This window comes from Pantoea sp. Lu_F5_004 (genome assembly GCF_051136245.1).
GTDB classification, from domain to species: domain Bacteria; phylum Pseudomonadota; class Gammaproteobacteria; order Enterobacterales; family Enterobacteriaceae; genus Pantoea; species Pantoea agglomerans.
Map to the genome: position 1 here is coordinate 1439488 of NZ_CP194946.1, position 19770 is coordinate 1459257.

18 protein-coding genes and 1 riboswitch are annotated in these 19770 nt (G+C 57.0%); of the genes, 5 read left to right on the top strand and 13 right to left on the bottom strand.

Annotated elements, in window-relative coordinates; genetic code table 11:
• Positions 1-67: 67 nt before the first annotated feature.
• A complete protein-coding gene (gene apbC, locus ACR8BN_RS06695) occupies positions 68-1180 on the top strand; it encodes an iron-sulfur cluster carrier protein ApbC (RefSeq protein WP_064703737.1) in 1113 nt (370 codons plus the stop codon).
• On the opposite strand, the gene ACR8BN_RS06700 is transcribed toward apbC, so the two are convergent.
• The gene (locus ACR8BN_RS06700) at positions 1177-1632 is read right to left on the bottom strand and encodes a GNAT family N-acetyltransferase (protein WP_010670997.1); all 456 of its coding nucleotides are present in this window, start codon (positions 1630-1632) and stop codon (positions 1177-1179) included. The two genes, apbC and ACR8BN_RS06700, sit on opposite strands and share 4 nt — an antisense overlap.
• 235 nt (positions 1633-1867) lie before the next feature.
• On the opposite strand from ACR8BN_RS06700, the gene ahpC reads away from it, so the two are divergent.
• Together ahpC and ahpF are read left to right on the top strand one after the other, a co-directional pair.
• Entirely contained in the window at positions 1868-2431 is a 564-nt protein-coding gene (gene ahpC, locus ACR8BN_RS06705; RefSeq protein WP_010248225.1) for an alkyl hydroperoxide reductase subunit C, read from the top strand.
• 71 nt (positions 2432-2502) lie between these two features.
• Entirely contained in the window at positions 2503-4071 is a 1569-nt protein-coding gene (gene ahpF, locus ACR8BN_RS06710; protein WP_010248223.1) for an alkyl hydroperoxide reductase subunit F, read from the top strand.
• Between the two features lie 61 nt (positions 4072-4132).
• Here the strand turns inward: ahpF and ACR8BN_RS06715 are convergent, their stop codons facing one another.
• Together ACR8BN_RS06715 and ACR8BN_RS06720 are read right to left on the bottom strand one after the other, a co-directional pair.
• Positions 4133-5092, bottom strand: a complete 960-nt coding sequence (locus tag ACR8BN_RS06715; protein WP_022625034.1) for an AEC family transporter — start codon at positions 5090-5092, stop codon at positions 4133-4135.
• Positions 5093-5189: 97 nt separating this feature from the next.
• The gene (locus ACR8BN_RS06720; protein WP_031592082.1) at positions 5190-5387 is read right to left on the bottom strand and encodes a hypothetical protein; all 198 of its coding nucleotides are present in this window, start codon (positions 5385-5387) and stop codon (positions 5190-5192) included.
• 307 nt (positions 5388-5694) lie between these two features.
• Positions 5695-5795, top strand: a riboswitch (TPP riboswitch).
• Positions 5796-5829: 34 nt separating this feature from the next.
• Here ACR8BN_RS06720 and thiM point away from each other — a divergent pair.
• Positions 5830-6627 (top strand): hydroxyethylthiazole kinase, encoded by a 798-nt coding sequence (thiM, locus tag ACR8BN_RS06725; protein ID WP_083069081.1) that lies wholly within the window; start codon positions 5830-5832, stop codon positions 6625-6627.
• On the top strand, positions 6614-7414 hold the full coding sequence (gene thiD, locus ACR8BN_RS06730; RefSeq protein ID WP_434747438.1) for a bifunctional hydroxymethylpyrimidine kinase/phosphomethylpyrimidine kinase: 801 nt from the start codon (positions 6614-6616) through the stop codon (positions 7412-7414). Before thiM ends, thiD begins: the two co-directional genes overlap by 14 nt.
• 52 nt (positions 7415-7466) lie before the next feature.
• On the opposite strand, the gene ACR8BN_RS06735 is transcribed toward thiD, so the two are convergent.
• The 10 genes from ACR8BN_RS06735 to ACR8BN_RS06780 all read right to left on the bottom strand — a co-directional run bounded on the left by ACR8BN_RS06735 (position 7467) and on the right by ACR8BN_RS06780 (position 19731).
• On the bottom strand, positions 7467-8153 hold the full coding sequence (locus tag ACR8BN_RS06735; RefSeq protein WP_031592091.1) for a GntR family transcriptional regulator: 687 nt from the start codon (positions 8151-8153) through the stop codon (positions 7467-7469).
• 100 nt (positions 8154-8253) lie between these two features.
• Positions 8254-9714 (bottom strand): mannitol dehydrogenase family protein, encoded by a 1461-nt coding sequence (locus tag ACR8BN_RS06740; RefSeq protein ID WP_115764147.1) that lies wholly within the window; start codon positions 9712-9714, stop codon positions 8254-8256.
• Between the two features lie 67 nt (positions 9715-9781).
• Positions 9782-11065: an MFS transporter gene (locus tag ACR8BN_RS06745; protein WP_010248200.1), complete on the bottom strand. Its 1284-nt coding sequence runs from the start codon at positions 11063-11065 to the stop codon at positions 9782-9784.
• A gap of 82 nt (positions 11066-11147) precedes the next feature.
• Positions 11148-12158, bottom strand: a complete 1011-nt coding sequence (locus ACR8BN_RS06750) for a Zn-dependent oxidoreductase (RefSeq protein ID WP_275102924.1) — start codon at positions 12156-12158, stop codon at positions 11148-11150.
• A 10-nt stretch (positions 12159-12168) separates the two neighbouring features.
• The gene (gene manD, locus ACR8BN_RS06755; protein WP_434747439.1) at positions 12169-13383 is read right to left on the bottom strand and encodes a D-mannonate dehydratase ManD; all 1215 of its coding nucleotides are present in this window, start codon (positions 13381-13383) and stop codon (positions 12169-12171) included.
• Between the two features lie 219 nt (positions 13384-13602).
• Positions 13603-14502 carry a lipid kinase YegS gene (gene yegS / locus ACR8BN_RS06760; protein WP_031592095.1) on the bottom strand — a complete coding sequence of 300 codons (900 nt, stop codon included), beginning with the start codon at positions 14500-14502 and terminating at the stop codon, positions 13603-13605.
• Between the two features lie 220 nt (positions 14503-14722).
• A complete protein-coding gene (gene yegQ / locus ACR8BN_RS06765) occupies positions 14723-16105 on the bottom strand; it encodes a tRNA 5-hydroxyuridine modification protein YegQ (protein ID WP_086906115.1) in 1383 nt (460 codons plus the stop codon).
• Between the two features lie 120 nt (positions 16106-16225).
• On the bottom strand, positions 16226-16933 hold the full coding sequence (gene baeR, locus ACR8BN_RS06770) for a two-component system response regulator BaeR (RefSeq protein ID WP_031592098.1): 708 nt from the start codon (positions 16931-16933) through the stop codon (positions 16226-16228).
• 6 nt (positions 16934-16939) lie between these two features.
• Positions 16940-18328: a two-component system sensor histidine kinase BaeS gene (gene baeS, locus ACR8BN_RS06775; protein ID WP_031592101.1), complete on the bottom strand. Its 1389-nt coding sequence runs from the start codon at positions 18326-18328 to the stop codon at positions 16940-16942.
• On the bottom strand, positions 18325-19731 hold the full coding sequence (locus ACR8BN_RS06780; RefSeq protein ID WP_031592103.1) for an MFS transporter: 1407 nt from the start codon (positions 19729-19731) through the stop codon (positions 18325-18327). The genes baeS and ACR8BN_RS06780 overlap by 4 nt, the downstream gene beginning before the upstream one ends.
• Between the last annotated feature and the right edge of the window lie 39 nt (positions 19732-19770).

The following is a 19770-nucleotide window of genomic DNA, read 5'->3' on the forward strand; positions in this document are numbered from 1 at the left end:
CATCTGATATCATTGACAATACATCGCTGAAACACAGCGTAAGCACAGCAGAAATAAGGAGTAGGGGATGACAGCACAATCCCGGGAACCGCAGACGCCAGAAGGCCTGCGCGCCATCGTGGCTGGCGTATTGAGAAGCTTTGAGCATCCGACCCTTAAGCAGAATCTCACCGCCCTGAAGGCGTTACATCACGTGGCACAGCTTGACGGTACGCTGCATGTGGAGCTGCTGATGCCGTTTGCCTGGGCCAGCGGGTTCGACGTCCTGAAAGAGCAGGTCAGCGCCGAACTGCTGCGTCAGACCGGTGCAGGTGCCATCGACTGGCGACTCAGCCATGACATCGCTACCCTGAAACGGGTGAAAAACCAGCCGGGCGTCAACGGCGTGAAAAATATTATTGCGGTCAGCTCTGGCAAAGGCGGCGTGGGTAAATCCAGCACCGCCGTGAACATGGCGCTGGCGCTGGCTGCAGAGGGCGCGCGGGTCGGCATTCTTGACGCCGACATTTATGGCCCGTCAGTGCCGAACATGCTCGGCACCCAGGATCAACGGCCTTCCTCGCCGGATGGCACCCACATGGCACCAATCATGGCGCACGGGCTGGCAACCAACTCTATTGGTTATCTGGTCACGGACGATAATGCGATGGTGTGGCGCGGGCCGATGGCCAGCAAAGCGCTGATGCAGTTGCTGAATGAGACGCTGTGGCCTGAGCTGGATTATCTGGTGCTGGATATGCCACCCGGTACCGGCGATATTCAGCTGACGCTGGCGCAGAACGTACCGGTCACCGGCGCGCTGGTGGTGACCACGCCGCAGGATATCGCCCTGATTGATGCCCGCAAAGGGCTGGTGATGTTTGAAAAGGTCAATGTGCCGGTGCTTGGCGTGGTGGAAAACATGAGCCTGCATGTCTGCAGTCAGTGTGGCTTCCATGAGCCGATTTTCGGCACCGGCGGCGCACAGAAACTGGTAGAGGATTACCAGACGCAGCTGCTGGCTCAGCTGCCGCTGCACATTGACCTGCGTGAAGATCTCGATGAAGGTCAGCCGACGGTGATTCGCCGGCCCGATAGCGAGTTTACCGCGCTGTATCGCCAGCTGGCCGGACGCGTTGCTGCCCAGCTTTACTGGCAGGGCGAGGTCATCCCCGGCGACATTGCCTTCCGCGCGCTTTAAGCCCGACCCGACCCGCTGGCATATTGTGAGGCCAGCGGGTAGTGCATTAACACGTAGCCGCCATGTTCGCCTTCGCCCTGTGAAATCATCTTCCAGCCATGTTTCAGGTAAAAGGCCTGTGCCGCTTTATTTTTCTGCAGGCACTTCAGCGCACCGGTTGAGGTAAAGCGCGCCTCTGCCGCCTTAAGCAAAGCGCTGCCCACGCCGCGACCCTGCCAGTCAGGATCGACATAGAGGCTGTGCAGGAAGTTATCGTTCTCCAGCAGGCCGGCAAATCCGACCCGCTGCCCGTCAGCTTCCGCGACCAGCACGGTTTCACCCAGGATTACCCCATCAAAATCTTCCAGCTGCCACTCGCTGCCGTCCAGCCAGCGCCAGTTATGCCGACGCGCCGCCAGAAACAGCGTACGCAGAAAAGGACGATCGGCTTCAGTAAACGGACGAATCTCCACAAGTCAGCTCCCTTTTAATCCGGTCTTACAAAATTAGCAGCGATTCGCGGAGAGGGCGTAAAAGATAAAGCGGGTTAAATGTCACGTAAATCGCTGTACACTGCCTGTCGGGCCAGAGAGCATCAGGCTCTCAACGTTTGATAGCTTTCGTTAATCAGATTGATAACGACTGCATATTAGATGTTGGCCCGAAAATTATGTAACCTGCATCACATATTTTAACGGAGGCCACCAGATGTCTATTATCAATACCAAAATCAAGCCGTTCAAAAACGCAGCATTCAAAAACGGCGAATTCATCGACGTAACCGAGAAAGACGTTGAAGGTAAATGGAGTGTGTTCTTCTTCTATCCAGCTGACTTCACCTTCGTCTGCCCGACCGAGCTGGGCGACGTGGCTGATCACTACGAAGAGTTCCAGAAACTGGGCGTAGATATTTACTCCGTTTCTACCGATACCCACTTTACCCACAAAGCCTGGCACGGTTCTTCTGACACCATCGCGAAAATCCAGTACACGATGATCGGTGACCCGACTGGCGCGCTGACCCGTAACTTCGAAATCATGCGCGAAGACGAAGGTCTGGCTGACCGTGGTACCTTTATCGTTGACCCTGAAGGCGTTATTCAGGCAATCGAAATCACTGCTGAAGGTATTGGCCGTGACGCCTCTGACCTGCTGCGCAAAGTGAAAGCGGCTCAGTACGTGGCTTCTCACCCAGGTGAAGTGTGCCCGGCTAAATGGAAAGAAGGTGATGCAACACTGGCTCCGTCTCTGGACCTGGTTGGCAAAATCTAATTCCGCTTCGGCCTTTCGACCATTCTCCAATCGGGTGCTGCGGCACCCGATTTTTTGACCAGGATATCACTATGCTCGACACAAATCTGAAAACCCAGCTCAAGGCTTACCTTGAGAAATTAACCAAACCTGTTGAGTTGATTGCCACGCTGGACGAAGGTGCAAAATCAACCGAGATCCGTGAACTGTTGGTTGATATCGCCGGTTTGTCTGACAAAGTCAGCTTCCGCGAAGAGAACGATCGTCAGGTGCGTAAGCCCTCATTTCTGATCACCAACCCAGGTTCGAACAGCGGCCCGCGTTTTGCCGGTTCACCTCTGGGTCACGAATTTACCTCACTGGTGCTGGCACTGTTACAGACCGGTGGGCATCCGTCGAAAGAAGCACAAAGCCTGCTGGATCAGATTGCCGCGCTGGACAGCGACTTCCATTTCGAAACCTACTATTCGCTCTCATGCCATAACTGCCCTGACGTCGTACAGGCGCTGAACCTGATGGCGGTGATTAACCCGCGTATCAGCCACACCGCTATCGACGGTGGCCTGTTCCAGAACGAGATTCAGGAACGTAACGTGATGGGCGTGCCAGCGGTTTACCTCAATGGTAAAGAGTTTGGTCAGGGTCGCATGAGCCTGGCGGAAATCGTCAGCAAAGTGGATACCAATGCAGACAAACGTGCGGCGGAAGAGCTGAACAAGCGTGACGCCTATGAAGTCCTGATTATCGGCAGCGGCCCGGCGGGCGCAGCGGCAGCCATCTACTCAGCACGTAAAGGTATCCGTACCGGCCTGCTGGGTGAGCGTTTTGGCGGCCAGGTGCTGGATACGGTCGATATCGAAAACTATATCTCCGTACCGAAAACCGAAGGGGCAAAACTGGCCGGTTCACTGCGCGCACACGTAGACGATTACAACGTGGACGTCATTGAAAGCCAGAGCGCCATCAAACTGATCCCGGCAGCGAAAGAGGGCGGAATGCACGCCATCGAAACCGCCTCTGGCGCAGTATTGAAATCACGCAGTATCATCCTGGCGACCGGCGCACGCTGGCGTAACATGGGCGTGCCGGGTGAAGAAGAGTATCGCACCAAAGGCGTGACCTACTGCCCACACTGCGATGGCCCGCTGTTTAAAGGCAAACGCACGGCGGTGATCGGCGGCGGTAACTCCGGCGTGGAAGCGGCCATTGACCTGGCCGGTATCGTTGAACACGTTACGCTGCTGGAGTTTGCCGGTGAGATGCGCGCCGATCAGGTGCTGCAGGATAAGCTGCGCAGCCTGAAGAACGTGGATGTGATTCTGAACGCCCAGACCACCGAAGTGAAAGGCGACGGCACCAAAGTCACCGGCCTGCACTATATCGATCGCACGACGCAGACCACTCATGAACTGCCGCTCTCCGGTATCTTCGTTCAGATCGGTCTGCTGCCGAACACCCCATGGCTGGAAGGGGCGGTTGAGCGCAACAAAATGGGTGAGATCATCATTGATGGTAAATGCGAAACCAGCCTGAAAGGCGTGTTCGCCGCGGGCGACTGCACCACCGTACCGTACAAGCAGATCATCATCGCCAGCGGCGAAGGTGCTAAAGCCTCACTGAGCGCTTTTGACTATCTGATTCGTACCAAATCGGCAGAGTAACATTTAGTTAGCCAGACAATAGCCCTTCAGCACGCCTGCTGAGGGGCTTTTTTTTAGCCTGTTAATAGCCCGCCAGCGTCATCAGCATCATCCAGATTGGCGTTGTCACCGCCGCAAACACGGTAGAAAAGAGCATGCTCGCCGCCGCCGGGCCGGTAATGACATTGAACTTCTGCGACATCAGATAGACGTTAACCCCGACTGCCATCGATCCCAGCAGCACCACCACTTTACTCTCCAGCGGCGGCAGATCGGTCAGCCACGCGATAGCCCATACCGTCATCGGTTGCAGCACCAGTTTCAGCAGGCAGATGGTATAGCTCTCTTTTAAGCCATCCCGCACCCGATAGTGCGCCAGGCTCATGCCCAGCGTCACCAGCGACAGAGGTGCGGCCAGTGAGGCCAGCATCTTTAGCGGTTCAGCGGCCAGCAGCGGCAAGGGACGTTGCAGAAAGCTCCAGGCTGTACCGCTGAGAATACCGATGATCAGCGGATTCTTCAGCACGCCGAGCAGGGTGCGCCAGAGTCCTTCCAGCGAGAAGCTGCCCTGTTTTGCCCACTCGACCGAAACGGTCAGTAAGGTCCAGAGGATCAGGCTGTTAAACACCAGCACCAGCGCCACCGGGGGCAGGGCTTCTGGTCCCAGCAGTACCGTGGCCACTGGGATCCCCAGCATCACGTTATTGGAAAAGATGCCGCCCAGCGCAAAAACCGACGCCGCTACGCCATCCAGATTAAACAGCCTTGTTGCCAGCAGTCGCCCCACGATAAACACCAGCAGGCAACTGCCGAAAAAGGCCAGCAACAGGCGCGCATCCACCGGCGGACTTTGCGAGAAGGTGCTCATCACCCGAAACAGCATGCAGGGCAGGGCAACGTTAAACACAAAGCGGTTCATCCCTTCGCTGATGCTGGCGGGCCATTTCCCGAGGCGCGTGAGGCAGTACCCCAGCAGGATCAGGATAAACAGCGGGGCTGACAGGTAAATTTGATGGCTTAAGCTTTCAAACAGCAGTGGCATAAAGAGAGTCTGGTCAGACGATGATTAGTTACCAGACTAACAAATTGCTAACTAACTGTTAACCTGAACTGTGTCCGGAATGACCGTAGCCGGGACGCTAACCTAACCAGCGGCGCGCCTGGTGATCGCTGATGTCGCGATAATAGACCCGGTGAATAATTTCGCCACAGCCTGTGCAGCGGGCGGAAATATAGGTGGAGAGGTACTGTCTGCCATTGGGTGCCACGGCACCCTTGCGTTCAATATTAATATCCTGCCATCGATGGCGGTGTGGAATAAGCGCTAAAAATCGCATCATACATCCTGAATAGTATGAAGTTCCGCTTCAGGAGTTTTCTAACCCCATGAAATAAAGTGTTTTTTACGATGATGCTGCAAGCAGGTTAATTATTATGGGGTAACCAGAGTCACTGCGGGAAATATTACCCATCCGGGTAATAAGCGGGACTACCTATAAAAAGGTATCTCGTTAACCCGCAGCATTAAGCCTTTTTTTGCACCCTCAGGCGTTGATCGGGATCATGTGAATTGTTTCAGCTCCGATTATTTCCCCGGCGGGAGTCGCTTGCTTTCGCTGCGCGGCTTGCCTATGCTGCAAGCCGTAACACGACTCGGGGTGCCGCTTTCCACACGGAAAGGGCTGAGAAAAACCCGCTGACCTGAACTGGATAATGCCAGCGTAGGGAAGTCTGATGCCTGACCGCATTCGCCTTCTTGTTCGCCGGTTGGGAGCTACGATGACACATCAATCTCAACACCTTTCTGCCGCGCACTTCGCGCCCATTCTGCACGCTTTCCGCCGCCAGTCACCACTGGTGCACTGTATGACCAATGACGTGGTCCAGAACTTCACCGCCAACGTGTTGCTGGCACTCCATGCCTCACCGGCGATGGTGATCGATGCCGCTGAGGCCGCCCAGTTCAGTAGCATGGCCGATGCACTGCTGATTAACGTGGGCACCTTAACCCGCGAGCGCCAGCAGGCGATGCAGGCTGCCGTCACCGCGGCTAATCAGGCGGGCACGCCCTGGACACTCGATCCGGTTGCCGTCGGCGCACTGACGCTGCGCAGTGACTTCTGCCAGCAATTGTTAAGCCAGCAACCGGCGGTAATTCGGGGTAATGCGTCAGAGATTCTGGCGCTGGCACAACAGGCCAGCGGCGGACGCGGTGTCGACACGCTGCATCAGGCGGATGCAGCACTCGGTGCGGGCCGGCAGCTCGCGAAAACCTGGAGCACGCTGGTAATCGTCACCGGTGAAGTGGACTACGCCACCGATGGTCAGCGACTCCTTGCTATACAAGGTGGAAACACCTTAATGACACGGGTAGTCGGGACCGGCTGCGCCCTCTCGGCAGTGGTGGCGGGGTTCAGTTCTCTGCCAGGCGATCGGCTCATGAATGTCGCGGCCGCCTGTCAGGTGATGGCGCTGGCGGGTGAAAAGGCGGCGGCACAGGCTGCCGGACCCGGCAGCTTTGCCACAGCGTTTATAGATGCACTCTGGACGCTGGAGGATAATCATGAAGCGTATTAACGCTCTGACGATTGCGGGTACCGATCCCAGCGGCGGCGCTGGTATTCAGGCCGATCTGAAAACCTTCTCGGCTCTGGGAGCCTATGGCACCAGCGTCATTACCGCGCTGGTGGCACAGAACACCTGCGGCGTGCAGTCGGTTTATCGCATTACGCCTGACTTTGTTGCCGCCCAGCTTGATTCAGTGCTCAGTGATGTGCGCATCGACAGTGCAAAAATTGGCATGCTGTCAGAAACGGCTATCGTGGAGCAGGTTGCGGAACGGCTGATGCGTGCGGCAATCCCGTTTGTTGTGCTGGACACGGTCATGGTCGCGAAAAGTGGTGATGCGTTGCTCTCGCCAGACGCCGTAGCCCGTGTTCGGGAGCTGTTATTGCCGCAGGTCTCGCTGATCACACCTAATCTGCAGGAAGCGGCGGCGTTGCTGGACTGCGCCATTGCGGCAGATGAAGAGGAAATGCGCGAGCAGGGACGGGCATTGCTGGCACTGGGCTGTCAGGCTGTGCTGATGAAGGGCGGTCACCTTGCGGCGGCGGAGAGCCCGGACTGGCTGATCACGCACTCAGCAGAGCAGCGATTCAGTACGCCGCGGGTAAATACCCGTCATACGCACGGCACAGGCTGTACGCTGTCGGCAGCCTTAGCCGCGTTGCGACCACGTCATGCTGACTGGGCAGAGACGATTGCAGAAGCCAAAAACTGGTTACAGCAGGCGCTGCTGCAGGCAGATTCGCTGGAGGTCGGGAAGGGTATCGGACCGGTTCACCATTTTCATCAATGGTGGTAACGACGAAGGCCCGCATCGACCTGGTAATCAGGTGGTGCGGGCGGTTTCAGGTTCAGGGTGCTTCAAACCAGGCGCTGTTACGCTCGGCAATCGGGGTGATAGAGAAGATCATCTCCTGCAGATGACGACGCATTGCCGCTTCGGCTGCATCGGCGTCATGACGCTTCAGCGCCGCAAAAATCTCTTCATGCTGCTCAATCAGCTTGTCCGGTGGAGAGACTTCACTCAGCGTCAGAAACCGCACCCGGTCCATGGCCGCTTTGATGTTCTCCACCGTTTCCCAGGCCAGCTTACAGTCAATGCTTTCAGCAATCAGGCGATGAAACTCATCGTCCAGAGTGAGAAAAGCCTGGCTGTCATGCCGCTCAGCGGCCATGCGCTGCAGCTGCAGGTTATGCTCCAGCACCATCAGGGCCGGATCCTCAATCTCCAGTGCCGCACGGCGAACCACCGACACCTCAACGGCCTCCCGGATAAAGCGGCCATCCGCCACCCGCTTAGCGGAGATTTTGCGCACGAAAGTGCCACGCTGCGGCAATACCTGTACCAGTCCGGCTTCGGCCAGCTTGATGAACGCTTCGCGCACCGGCTGGCGTGAAACGTTGAAGCGCGCGGACACCTCTTTTTCCGAGAGCAGCGAGCCCGGCTGAATTGCGCAGGTGACGATATCTTTGCGCAGATACCGGTAAATCTGCTGATTTACCGGTTCGCTGGTAGTAATGGTATAGGCGATCGACATGCAGCAATATCCATATTACGGCTGGCAGGGGCCAGCGCGATGGGAAAGTGTCAGTCTAATCAGCGCGCTGCGTCTGCGCCAGCGCTTTGTCACCAGGCTGTTATGCCTGGCTCATACACTGTTGCACCGTCGCCCGCGCGCCCTGAGTCGTCAGCTGCTGGTAATACGTTGTCAGTCGGGCAACCAGATCGGCGTTCTGCGCCAGATCGTCGCCAAAGATGTCGCGCAGACCCAATAGCGCACGGACACGCGCTTCGCCTTCTTCGCTACCGGCAACCGTCTCTGCCAGCGTGGCTTTCAGCGGATCGCGGATCTCAATCGGTTGACCCTGTTCATCGATGCCGCCGACATAGCGCATCCAGCCTGCCACGCCCAGCAGCAGCAGGTCGCAGCGGCTGCCGCGCTGCAGGTGCCAGCGCAGACTGTCGAGCATGCGTTGTGGCAATTTTTGCGATCCGTCAGTGGCGATTTGATATGTGCGATGTTTAATGGCACGGTTTTCGTAACGGGCGATAAGCGAATCGGCATAGGCGTTGAGATCCACGCCCTGGGTACGCAGCGTCGGCGCCTGTTCATCGATCATCAGTGAACGGGCGGCAGCGCGGAAATGGGAATCGGCCACGCAGTCGCTTATGTATTCATAACCTGCCAGGAAGCCGAGATAGGCCAGGAAAGAGTGGCTGCCATTGAGCATGCGCAGTTTCATCTCTTCATAGGGCAGAACGTCACTGACCAGTTCTGCGCCCGCTTTTTCCCACGCCGGACGGCCATTGACGAAGTTATCTTCAATCACCCACTGAAAAAAGGGCTCCGCTTCAACCGCAACCGGGTCATCGGAACCCAGACGCGCGCCTAGTGCCGCAAACGCCGCATCGGTCATGGCCGGAACGATACGATCCACCATGGTGGAGGGGAAGGTAATGTGTTGCTGAATATAGTCTGCCAGGGCCGGATCCTGATGCTGTGCCAGTTGTACAACAACGTTGCGGGTCACGTGACCGTTTTCCGGCATGTTGTCACAGGACATCACGCTAAAGGCGGGTAAGCCCTGATCCCGTCGGCGGCGAATTGCGGCCAGAATCAGACCGGGTAGCGAACGCGGCGAATCAGGATTCTGCAGGTCATGCACGATGTCAGGGTGATCGGGATTTAAATTGCCACTGGCTGGCTGGTGACAATAGCCTTTCTCGGTGACAGTCATGGAGACAATCGCCACCTCAGGCTGGCTCATGGCATTGATCACCGCCTCAATACCGTCACTTTTGCCGTGCAGTGCCTGAGTAATGACGCCAATCACCCGGGTATGCAATGAATCATCGGCCATCTCGGTGAGGGTATAAAGCAGATGCTGCTCTCGCAGGGCCTCAATCAACGCGCCGCTGTTGAGGTTCACTTCACAATATCCCCAGTCGCTGCCCTGTTCAGCCAGCTTATCGCTGCAGAGCGCCTGATGGGCGCGGTGAAATGCACCAAAACCGATATGTACCATGCGGGTTTTTAACTGGCTGCGGTCGTAAGCGGGGCGCTTGACCTCCGCGGGCAGGCGATCAATCTGTAACATAGTCCATCCTTATGGCAAACGGGGCGCAAAGCGCCCCGAAATCATACATCTGTTAGCGAAACAACACTCAGACCGAAACCGGTTTATCCTGGGTTTTCGGACTGCGAATCACAAATAACACCAGGAAGGCACCCAGCGCGGCGACACAGCCCGCAAGGATAAAGGCGCTATCGAATTTACCGGTGTGATGAACAATAAACCCGGTGACGATGGGCCCGATGATGCCGGAGAGGCTACCCACCAGATGGATAAAGCCGCTGATGCTGCCGATACGGCTCTTGTGCACCACATCCTGAATAATCGCCCAGTAGATTGCGCCGGTGATATAGAGAAAGAAAATCGACACCGACATCATAATTACCGCAGGCACCACATCTTTTATCGTACCCGCCAGCGCCACACAAATTGCGGCGGCCAGCAGTGAGACCACCAGCACAATTTTGCGGGACAACAACAGCTTGCCGGTGATGTTAAAGATCTTATCGGAGATCCAGCCACCCAGCGCCAGGCCAACGAAACCGACGATCCACGGGATCATGGTGGTGATGCTCATCGATTTGATATCCAGGCCGTGCGCCTGCACCAGGTAGGCCGGGAACCAGCTCAGGAAGAAGAACAGAATGTAGTTGTAGCAGAAGAAGGCAAAAGCGGTGACCAGGATAATCGGCTGGCGCAGGTAGTAACCAAACGGATGTGACGTTTCCGACAGGTCAACTTCATCATTCGGGTTCGTTGCTTTCAGGCGATCAATCAGCAGACGTTCCTCTTCGCTGACACGCTTGCTCTTCGCCGGATTGTCAGCGGCGAAGAAGAGCCAGAACGCCATCCACACCAGACCGATGCAGCAGACAATCACGAACGCCGGACGCCAGCCATAGGCGAGCGCCAGATAACCAATGATCGGGCCAGCGACCGCACCACCTAAAGGTGATCCGGCACTCAGTAAGCCCATGGCCGTCGCGGCCTGTTTTTTCGGGAACCAGCCGTTAATCGCTTTGTTGGCCGAGGAGCAGATCGGGCCTTCAGCCATGCCGAACAGCACACGCAGGATCAGCAGCGACCAGAAGCCGGTGGCCAGTGCGGTCATGCCGCAGAAAATGGACCAGGCACCTACCGCCACAGCCAGCACAATTTTAGGGCCATAGCGGTCAGTGGCAAGGCCGCCAAGAAAGTTAAACAGGGCATAGCCAAAGAAAAAGCTGCCGAAGATCATGCCAAACTGCTCAGCATTGATCGCCAGATCTTTTTCCACCAGCGGCACCGTCAGCGACAGGGCGACACGATCGAGGTAGTTAATCATGTAAACCAGGAACAGCAGCAAAACGAGGGTCCAGCGCAGATTCTTGAACATACAAACTCCGTGATCTGTTTTATCTTTATAGTCATGCCGGCGGGTACGCACCGGCTGAGTAGACCTGGTGTTCAGCGGATAATTAACCCATCTGAAGTATGACTTTGCAGCAGGTGCGCGGATCTTTTTCAAACAGGGTCATCGCACGCTCAATCTCCTGCAGCGGGAAGTAGTGCGTGACCAGTTTCTCTGGCTGGATTAACCCTTTTTCCATCCATTCGATCACTTGTGGGAAACGATTGCTGTTAAGACGTGAGGTAAACAGCGACAGCTCCTTGCTGGTCAGGCTCTGCTGAGTAATGCTGCATGGCTCGCCGGAGAAGCCCAGCAGGCCGATGCGCGCAGCCGGTGAGGCGAGGGCAGCCGCTTCAGCCAGAATGGTGGGATGGCAGGCCGCGTCGATAATCAGCGTAGGCTGCACGCCCTCAAGCTGTGCCGCCAGCGGGATTTCGCTGTTATCGAACAGTTGATCGGCACCGCTCTGCTCTGCAAGTGCCAGCCTTTCCGGCAGGCGATCCACCACCATCACCTTTTTAACCTTATAGACGCCCTTCAGCACCTGAATCGCAGTGAGCCCCATCGGACCGGCACCGTAAATCAGTGCCACATCATCTGGCTGCGGTTTGAGAAACGCGGTGATATTGGCGGCGATAGTGAAAGGCTCAACCAGACTGGCGAGCCGATCGGGGATGCTCTCCGGCAGGGAAAAGGCATTTTTCGCCGGAGCCAGCGCAAACTCGCTGAAGCCGCCGTCACGGTGCACGCCAATCACCTGCAGTGTGGTGCAGACATTGGGACGGCCTACCGAGCAGGGATAGCAGCTGCCGCAGCTCACCACCGGATCCACCGCCACGCGGTCGCCCACCCGGGCCGGATCAACACCGTCGCCCACCGCATCAATCACGCCAAAAAATTCGTGACCAATTACCCGTGGATATTTCGCGAACGGGTTATGACCGTGCCAGATATGCACATCAGAACCACAGATACTGGCATAAGCCACTTTGACCCGGACTTGGCCCGCCGCAGGTTGTGGCAGCGGACGTTCAGCCACCACCAGTTCACCCGGCTGTTCAATAACAACGCTTTTCATCAGCTTCTCCTTACCAGTTCCACAGGGTGCCATCTTCAAGACGGGCGACCGGGAGATAGGCAGGTTCATAGGGATATTTCGACGCCAGTTTCTCGTTGAATTCAATGCCGAGACCTGGTTTGTCACCTGGATGCATGTAGCCCTGGTCAAAGGTCCAGTTAGCATCAAACAGCTCCATCATCTGTTCGGAGAAGCCCATGTACTCCTGCACACCGAAGTTCGGCACCCAGAGGCCAAAGTGCAGTGCAGCCGCCATGCAGACAGGGGAGAGATCAGAAGGACCGTGCGAGCCGGTGCGCACCTGATAGAGCGAGGCAAAATCAGCGATACGCCGCATACCGGTAATGCCGCCTGCATGCGTAATGGTGGTGCGGATGTAGTCGATCAGCTGTTCTTCAATCAGCTGCTTACAATCCCAGATGCTGTTGAACACTTCACCCACGGCAATCGGCGTAACGGTATGCTGGCGGATCAGGCGGAAGCACTCCTGATTCTCAGCAGGCGTCGGATCTTCCATCCAGAACAGGCGATAATCTTCCACGCTCTTGCCAAAACGCGCCGCTTCAATCGGCGTCAGGCGATGGTGCATGTCATGCAGCAAGTGCTCGTCGAAACCAAACTTGTCACGGATGGCCGCGAACAGTTTCGGGGTGAAATCGAGGTATTTCTCAGTTGACCAGAGCTGCTCTTCCGGCCAGTTACCTTTGGTTGCAGGCTCATAGGCCAGACCTTTGCCTTTCGCCATACCGTAGGTGGTTTTCATGCCCGGGACGCCGCACTGCGCGCGAATCGCTTTGAAGCCCAGCTCTTTGTGCTTCGCGTAGTCATCCATCACTTCATCAATGGAGTGGCCGGTTGTGTGGCAATAGACCATCACGCCGGTGCGTGATGCGCCACCCAGCAGCTGATACACCGGCATATTGGCGGCTTTGCCTTTGATATCCCACAGTGCCATATCGACGGCCGAGATAGCGGACATGGTGACCGGGCCACGACGCCAGTAAGCGCCCTTGTAGAAATATTGCCAGATGTCTTCGATCTGATGCGCATCGCGGCCAATCAGCTGCGGGCAGACGTGATCTTTCAGGTAGGAGGCGACCGGTAATTCACGGCCATTCAGCGTTGCGTCGCCAATGCCGGTCAGACCCTGATCGGTGGTGATTTTTACGGTGACAAAGTTTCTGCCTGCGCAGGTTACAAATACTTCTGCCTTAACAATTTTCATCCTGGTTGCCTTAAGTCAGCGTTCAATGATGAAAAAGTACGCTCTTTAATACTACCATACAAGTTAGGGTGGCAGAGTTGTGAACGGAATCACAGAGTGTTTACATTGTCTGAAAACGGCGATTAAGGCGTCATAAAGCGAGGCAGCAGGGGGAATGTTACGAACAAAATAGGCGCTATTGGCAGCAATAAAAAAGGGGCTTTCGCCCCTGATGTTGGTTCAGGCAAGCAGCGCGCACTGCGGCGGCAGGCGGCAGCTCAGCGCCCCCGCCATCACCTCAATCATGAATTCGCGCCCGGAAAGCGGCTCGCCATCAAGGTTAAAGGTCATCTCATGCGGAGAACGGATCGTCAGTGACTCCAGTTGCGTGGTGACGATGCCGGGATTGTCATCGTCGCCGGTCAGCGAGTGCAGCAGGGTAGGCAGCAGCTCCTGTGCGGTGACAATACTGACGTCCAGTCTGCCATCGTTGATCAGGGCAGAAGGGCACAACCGCTGACCGCCGCCCGCCTGACGACCATTACCGATACCGATCACCAGCGCATCACCCTGCCAGGCGAAATCGGGGCCGCTGATCTCGCAGGTATCCGGTTTCAGCGTATCCATGCGCATCAGGCCGTGAATAAAGTAGGAGACGCCGCCCAGCGCCGACTTCAGCTTTTCCGGCGTTTCAGTCGTGATACGGGTGCCAAACCCGCCGGTCGCCATATTGATGAAGTAGTGGCTCTGATTTACCCTGGCCAGATCGATGGCACTGGCTTTGCCCTGAATCGCCAGTCGCAGTGCCGGTTCCATCTCTTCCGGGATGCCGACGCTGGTGGCAAAATCGTTGGCAGTACCCAGCGGCAGGATGCCCAGCACCGGGCGATGATCCGCTTCAGAAGAAGCCAGCGCTGTCGCAATTTCATTGATGGTGCCATCGCCGCCACCCGCCACCACGGTCGCGGCCTGCAGCGCAATGGCCTCTTTGACGTACCGATCGCCGTCACCTTTTTCAAATGTGACACGCACCGCAATGTCGAAGCCTTCTTCACGCAGGGTCGTAATAGCTTCGCGCAGATCATCATTACCCGCGCCTTTCCCATTCAGGATGAGCAGCGTAAGCGGTTTATTATCCATTTTGCGTTCCTTGAAGATCTACAGAGTAAGAAGGGATTTATAACACAGCTGCCAGCAGTAAATTATTGGCGAAATAGAGAAAAAAGAAAACCCGCACGGGGGAGCCGGGCGGGTAAATGAGGTGGTTCCTGGTAAATCTGCCGTTTATTGTTACTCGTTAGCAGCAGGCGGGACTATAAAGCAGCGCCGCGCAGGGGTCTGTGATCCTGTTCTGATTTCCTCAAAATGTTTCCGTTGGTAAACGATTATGAGGGGCCCGGGTATCTTCACCATGATCAAAGTTGCGCAGCAGCAGTGCAAAACGCAGATCCACCTCCTCGGGCACCCGCAGCCAGACGCGATGGCCATCGCCCGGCGCAACTTCAGTGGGTTCGCCGCGCGCATTCTGCAGCGCGTCCAGCTGGCAATTCAGGTTCCCCTGAGGCGTCATGATCTCCACACTGTCGTGCAGCATAAACTTATTCTTCACCGCCACTTCAGCCCATTCGCCCCGGCGTTCGCCGGTGAATTCGCCGACAAACTGCTGGCGATCGGACACCGAAAAGCCCTGCTGATAATTCTGGTAGCTGTCGTGGGTGTGGCGGCGCAGGAAACCTTCGGTATAGCCACGATGTGCCAGGCCTTCCAGGGTTAACAGCAGTGAGGGATCAAACGGCTTACCGGCAGCGGCATCATCAATCGCCCGGCGATAAACCTGGGCGGTGCGGGCGCAGTAGTAGTAGGACTTGGTGCGTCCCTCAATCTTCAGCGAATGAACGCCCATCTCGCTGAGCCGCTCCACGTGCGCGACCGCGCGCAGATCCCGCGAGTTCATGATGTAGGTTCCGTGCTCATCTTCGAACGCGCTCATCACCTCGCCGGGCTTCATCTTCTCTTCCAGCAGAAACACCTTGTCGGTGGGCTGACCAACGCCCAGCGTTGGCGTCACATCCTGTACGGCGACAGGCGTGTGGATACCAACGATATTCCCCACCTCATCCTGCTGACCCTCCGCCACTTTATACTCCCAGCGGCAGGCGTTGGTGCAGGTTCCCTGATTCGGGTCGCGTTTGTTCATATAGCCGGAGAGCAGGCAGCGACCGGAGTAGGCCATGCAGAGCGCGCCATGGACAAAGACTTCCAGCTCCATCTCCGGGACCTGCTGGCGGATCTCGGCGATCTCCTCCAGCGACAGCTCGCGTGACAGAATCACCCGGCTCAGCCCCATCTGCTGCCAGAATTTTACCGTGGCCCAGTTAACCGCATTGGCCTGCACTGACAGATGAATCGGCATCGTCGGGAAAGCGTCTCGCACCAGCATAATCAGGCCGGGATCGGACATAATCAGCGCGTCGGGCTGCATCGCCACTACCGGCGCTAAGTCACGTATAAAGGTTTTCAGCTTGGCGTTGTGTGGCGCAATGTTCACCACCACGTAGAATTTTTTACCCAGTGCGTGCGCTTCACTGATGCCCAGTGCGAGGTTTTCGTGGGTGAATTCGTTGTTGCGCACCCGCAGGCTGTAGCGCGGCTGGCCGGCATAGACGGCATCGGCACCATAAGCAAACGCGTAACGCATGTTCTTCAGGGTGCCAGCGGGGGAAAGCAGTTCGGGTTTCATGATTTTCTCACTGATGTCAGGTCAGCATGTCGCCTCAGGCGGCAGGTGCAGGGCAGTTAAGCCCTGCAAAAGGTGCGGAATTGTAGGCAGTGAGAAAAGGGAAGTAAATTGATCAGGATCAAACTAGATCAAATGACAGGCATCGGCTTCCCAGCGATAGCCCATGCCATAGACGGCGCGGATAAAAGGTTGCTCGCTGTCGAGATTCTCCAGCTTGCGCCGCAGGTTCTTGATATGGCTGTCGATGGTGCGGTCCGTGACCACGCGGTAGTCATCATAGAGATGGTTGAGCAGCTGTTCGCGTGAAAAGACCTTGCCCGGCTCCAGCGACAGCGTTTTCAGCAGGCGGAACTCCGCCGGTGTTAAATCCAGCGGTTTTTCGCGCCAGCTGGCGAAGAAGCGGCTCTCATCGACGCGAAGTAACGAGGCGCTTTGCGGCTCTTCCGCCGACCGTTTTACCCGGCGCAGAATCGTTTTAACTCGCGCCACGACTTCACGCGGGCTGAAGGGCTTACAGATGTAGTCATCCGCGCCCAGCTCCAGCCCCAGCAGCCGATCGATCTCCTCGGTACGGGCGGTGACCATAATGATCGGCAGCTCGGAATGACGACGGATTTCACGGCACAGCGTTAAACCGTCGGTGCCTGGCAGCATCAAATCCAGCAGCATCAGGTCGGGTGGCGTCTGGCGCACATACTCCAGCACCGCGTTGCCGTCGGCGATGTGATGGGTACGGTAATTCGAGGCATGCAGATAATCGATCATCAGCTGCGCCAGTTTCGGCTCATCTTCGACCACCAGAATCAGCGGGTCGTGGTTTTCCAGGCTCATAAGCGTCTACACAAGGGGAACATAGCGCAAGTGTAGCGCGATTTTCAGTCCACCTAAATCAGAGTGCGCCGCATGAATATCGCCGCCATGCGCGTCAGCGATATTTTTACAGATGGCCAGGCCCAGTCCCGAGCCGCCGCTGGCGCGATTGCGCGAGCCTTCGGTGCGGAAGAAGCGCTCAAAAATCTGGGCCTGATGTTCCCCATCCACGCCTGGTGCGCTGTCATCAAACTCAATGCGCCAGTTGGGCGCCTCATAGTTCAGCGTCACTTCAACCCGGCCCCCGCTGTCGGTATAGCGCAGGCTGTTCTCCAGCAGATTAGTGAACAACTGCATCAGGCGGTCGGGGTCGCCAAAGAAGGGGGCGTTATCGGGCAGATTAAGTTTCAGCGTCAGGCCGTGTGCCCGATAGCGTTCGGCAAAGCTGCCTGCCGTCACTTCCAGCAGCTGCACCAGATCGGTTGCCTGCTTGCGATAGGCAAGAGCGCCCTCATCGGACAGCGATAGCTGATGCAGATCGTCGACCAGCTTGGTCAGCACCACCACTTCGCTCTGCAGCGAGGCGATCGCTTCCGGTGTCAGTTTGCGGACTCCATCCTGCATCGCTTCCAGTTCACCGCGCAGGATCGCCAGTGGTGTGCGTAACTCATGGGAGATATCGGCCATAAAGGCGCGGCGCATGCTCTCATTTTTCTCCAGCGAGCTGGCAAGGAGGTTAAAGTCCCTGGCCAGCTGGCCCAGCTCATCCCGGCTGCTGACCTCAACGCGGGTGGCAAAATTACCGGCCGCCAGATGATGGGTGCCGTCGACCAGTCGTTTGACCGGAGCCAGCAGACCGCGCCCCATCAGCCAGGTCGCCAGCGCCGCCAGCAGCGTAGACAGCCCGACGATAATCCAGCTGGTGCGGCGCTGCTGCTGATCAAAGTTAATGTCGGTGCTGCGCGTCAGCCGCTCCGGCGGCGAGCCGATGACCCAGCCGACCACTTTATTATTGCTGGTGGTGATATTGCGTCGCGTGCCTTCGGGTGGCACCGGCGATTTTGGCCCGGCCAGCACTTTATATTGCTGGTCGAGGATCCAGAACTGGGTGCGCCAGCCGTGCGGCGGCAACTGACTGTTGCTGTCGGGATTCTGCTCCAGCGAGCGCAGCATGGTGAACACCAGCCGATCGTTGTGGCGCAAAAAATCCCAGTTGCCGTGCTGCTCATACTGATCGGCCAGGGCATCGCTGAGCAGATTTAACCGCTGCTCGTTGCCGCGCTTAATGTAGTCGACAAAGCCATGCTCGAAACTGAGGCGAACTCCCCAGTGCATGGTAATCAGCACCAGCATGCAGGTGGCGAAAATCGCCATAAACAGTTTGGCCCCGATGCCCAGGCGCAGGTTAACTCTCATTTTTTTCTCCGGCGTCGCAAATCAACGTTGGTACTCACCTGTGGCGGCACGCGCCAGAACACCAGCGCGGGCAGGATGATAATCAGCGACATGCAAAGGTAGGTATAAATAAACATCTGATGTTCCGCCGTGCTGTTCGCTGCGCTCTCCTGAGCAAATGCCCCCAGCAGCAGCCCGGCCACGGTAACGCCAATACTCATCGACAGCTGCATAATCATCGACAGCAGGCTGTTGCCGCTGGACGCCAGCTCATCGGGCAGCTCCTTCAGCGTCAGGGTATTCATTGAAGAGAAACGAATGGCGTTGACCATGCCCTGCAGAAACAGCACCAGCGGCAGCAGCCAGACCCAGCCCAGAATTGCCACCAGCGGGAACAGCAGGACCACCAGCGCCAGCGCCACGGTCGACATCACTAGCACGTTGCGGTAGCCAAAGAGATTGACGATGCGCACCACAATGCGCTTCATCCCCATATTTCCCAGCACCATCGGAATCATCATCAGACCGGCGTGAAACGGACTGTAACCCATGCCGAGCTGCAGAAAGATAGGCGTCATAAAGGGCAGCATGCCGCTGCCGATGCGGCCGGTAAAACTGCCGAGCAGTCCGATGGAGTAGATACGATTATCAAACAGCTTCAGGCTGAACAGCGCATTATCATTGCCGCGCGCATGCATCAGGTAGAACAGCAAAGAGAACATGCCAATGAGGATCATGGCACCCAGCAGCAGCGGAGAGCCGCCACTGCTGCGCTGACCATCCAGCGCCAGCGTCAGGGTTGCCATTCCGGCGGCCAGCAGGATAAAACCGCCGAAATCAAAGCGCCGCGTCTGCATGCTGTAGTTGGGCATCAGCATCAGGGTGGCGATAGCGCCTGCGATGCCGACCGGGATATTGATCAGAAAGATCCAGTGCCAGCTGGCGTACTCCACCAGCACACCGCCCAGCGCCGGACCCAGCAGCGGGCCAATCTGGCCGGGCAGAGTGACAAACGTCATGGCGGACATATACTGCTCGCGCGGCACGATTTTCATCACCGTCAGGCGACCCACCGGCACCATCATGGCCCCGCCAATCCCCTGAACCACCCGCGACAGCACCAGCTGATCCAGAGTGCCGGAAAGGGCGCACAGCAGTGATCCCAGGCTGAACAGCACAATCGCGCAGAAGAAAATGTTGCGCACGCCAAAACGGTCGGCCAGCCAGCCGCTGACCGGCAGCATCACTGCCACCGTCAGCACGTAATAGACGATGACCGAGTGCATGTGCAGCGGGCTGACACCCAGATCGTGCGCCATCGACGGGATCGCGGTATTCACGATGGTGGTATCCAGCGTCTGCATAAAAAAGCCGATGGCAACAATCCACAGTTGCCAGCGGACGTTAGTGCTTTGCGTACTCATCGATCCCCCCGATAAAGGCGTCACGTCCGATGTCTGCTG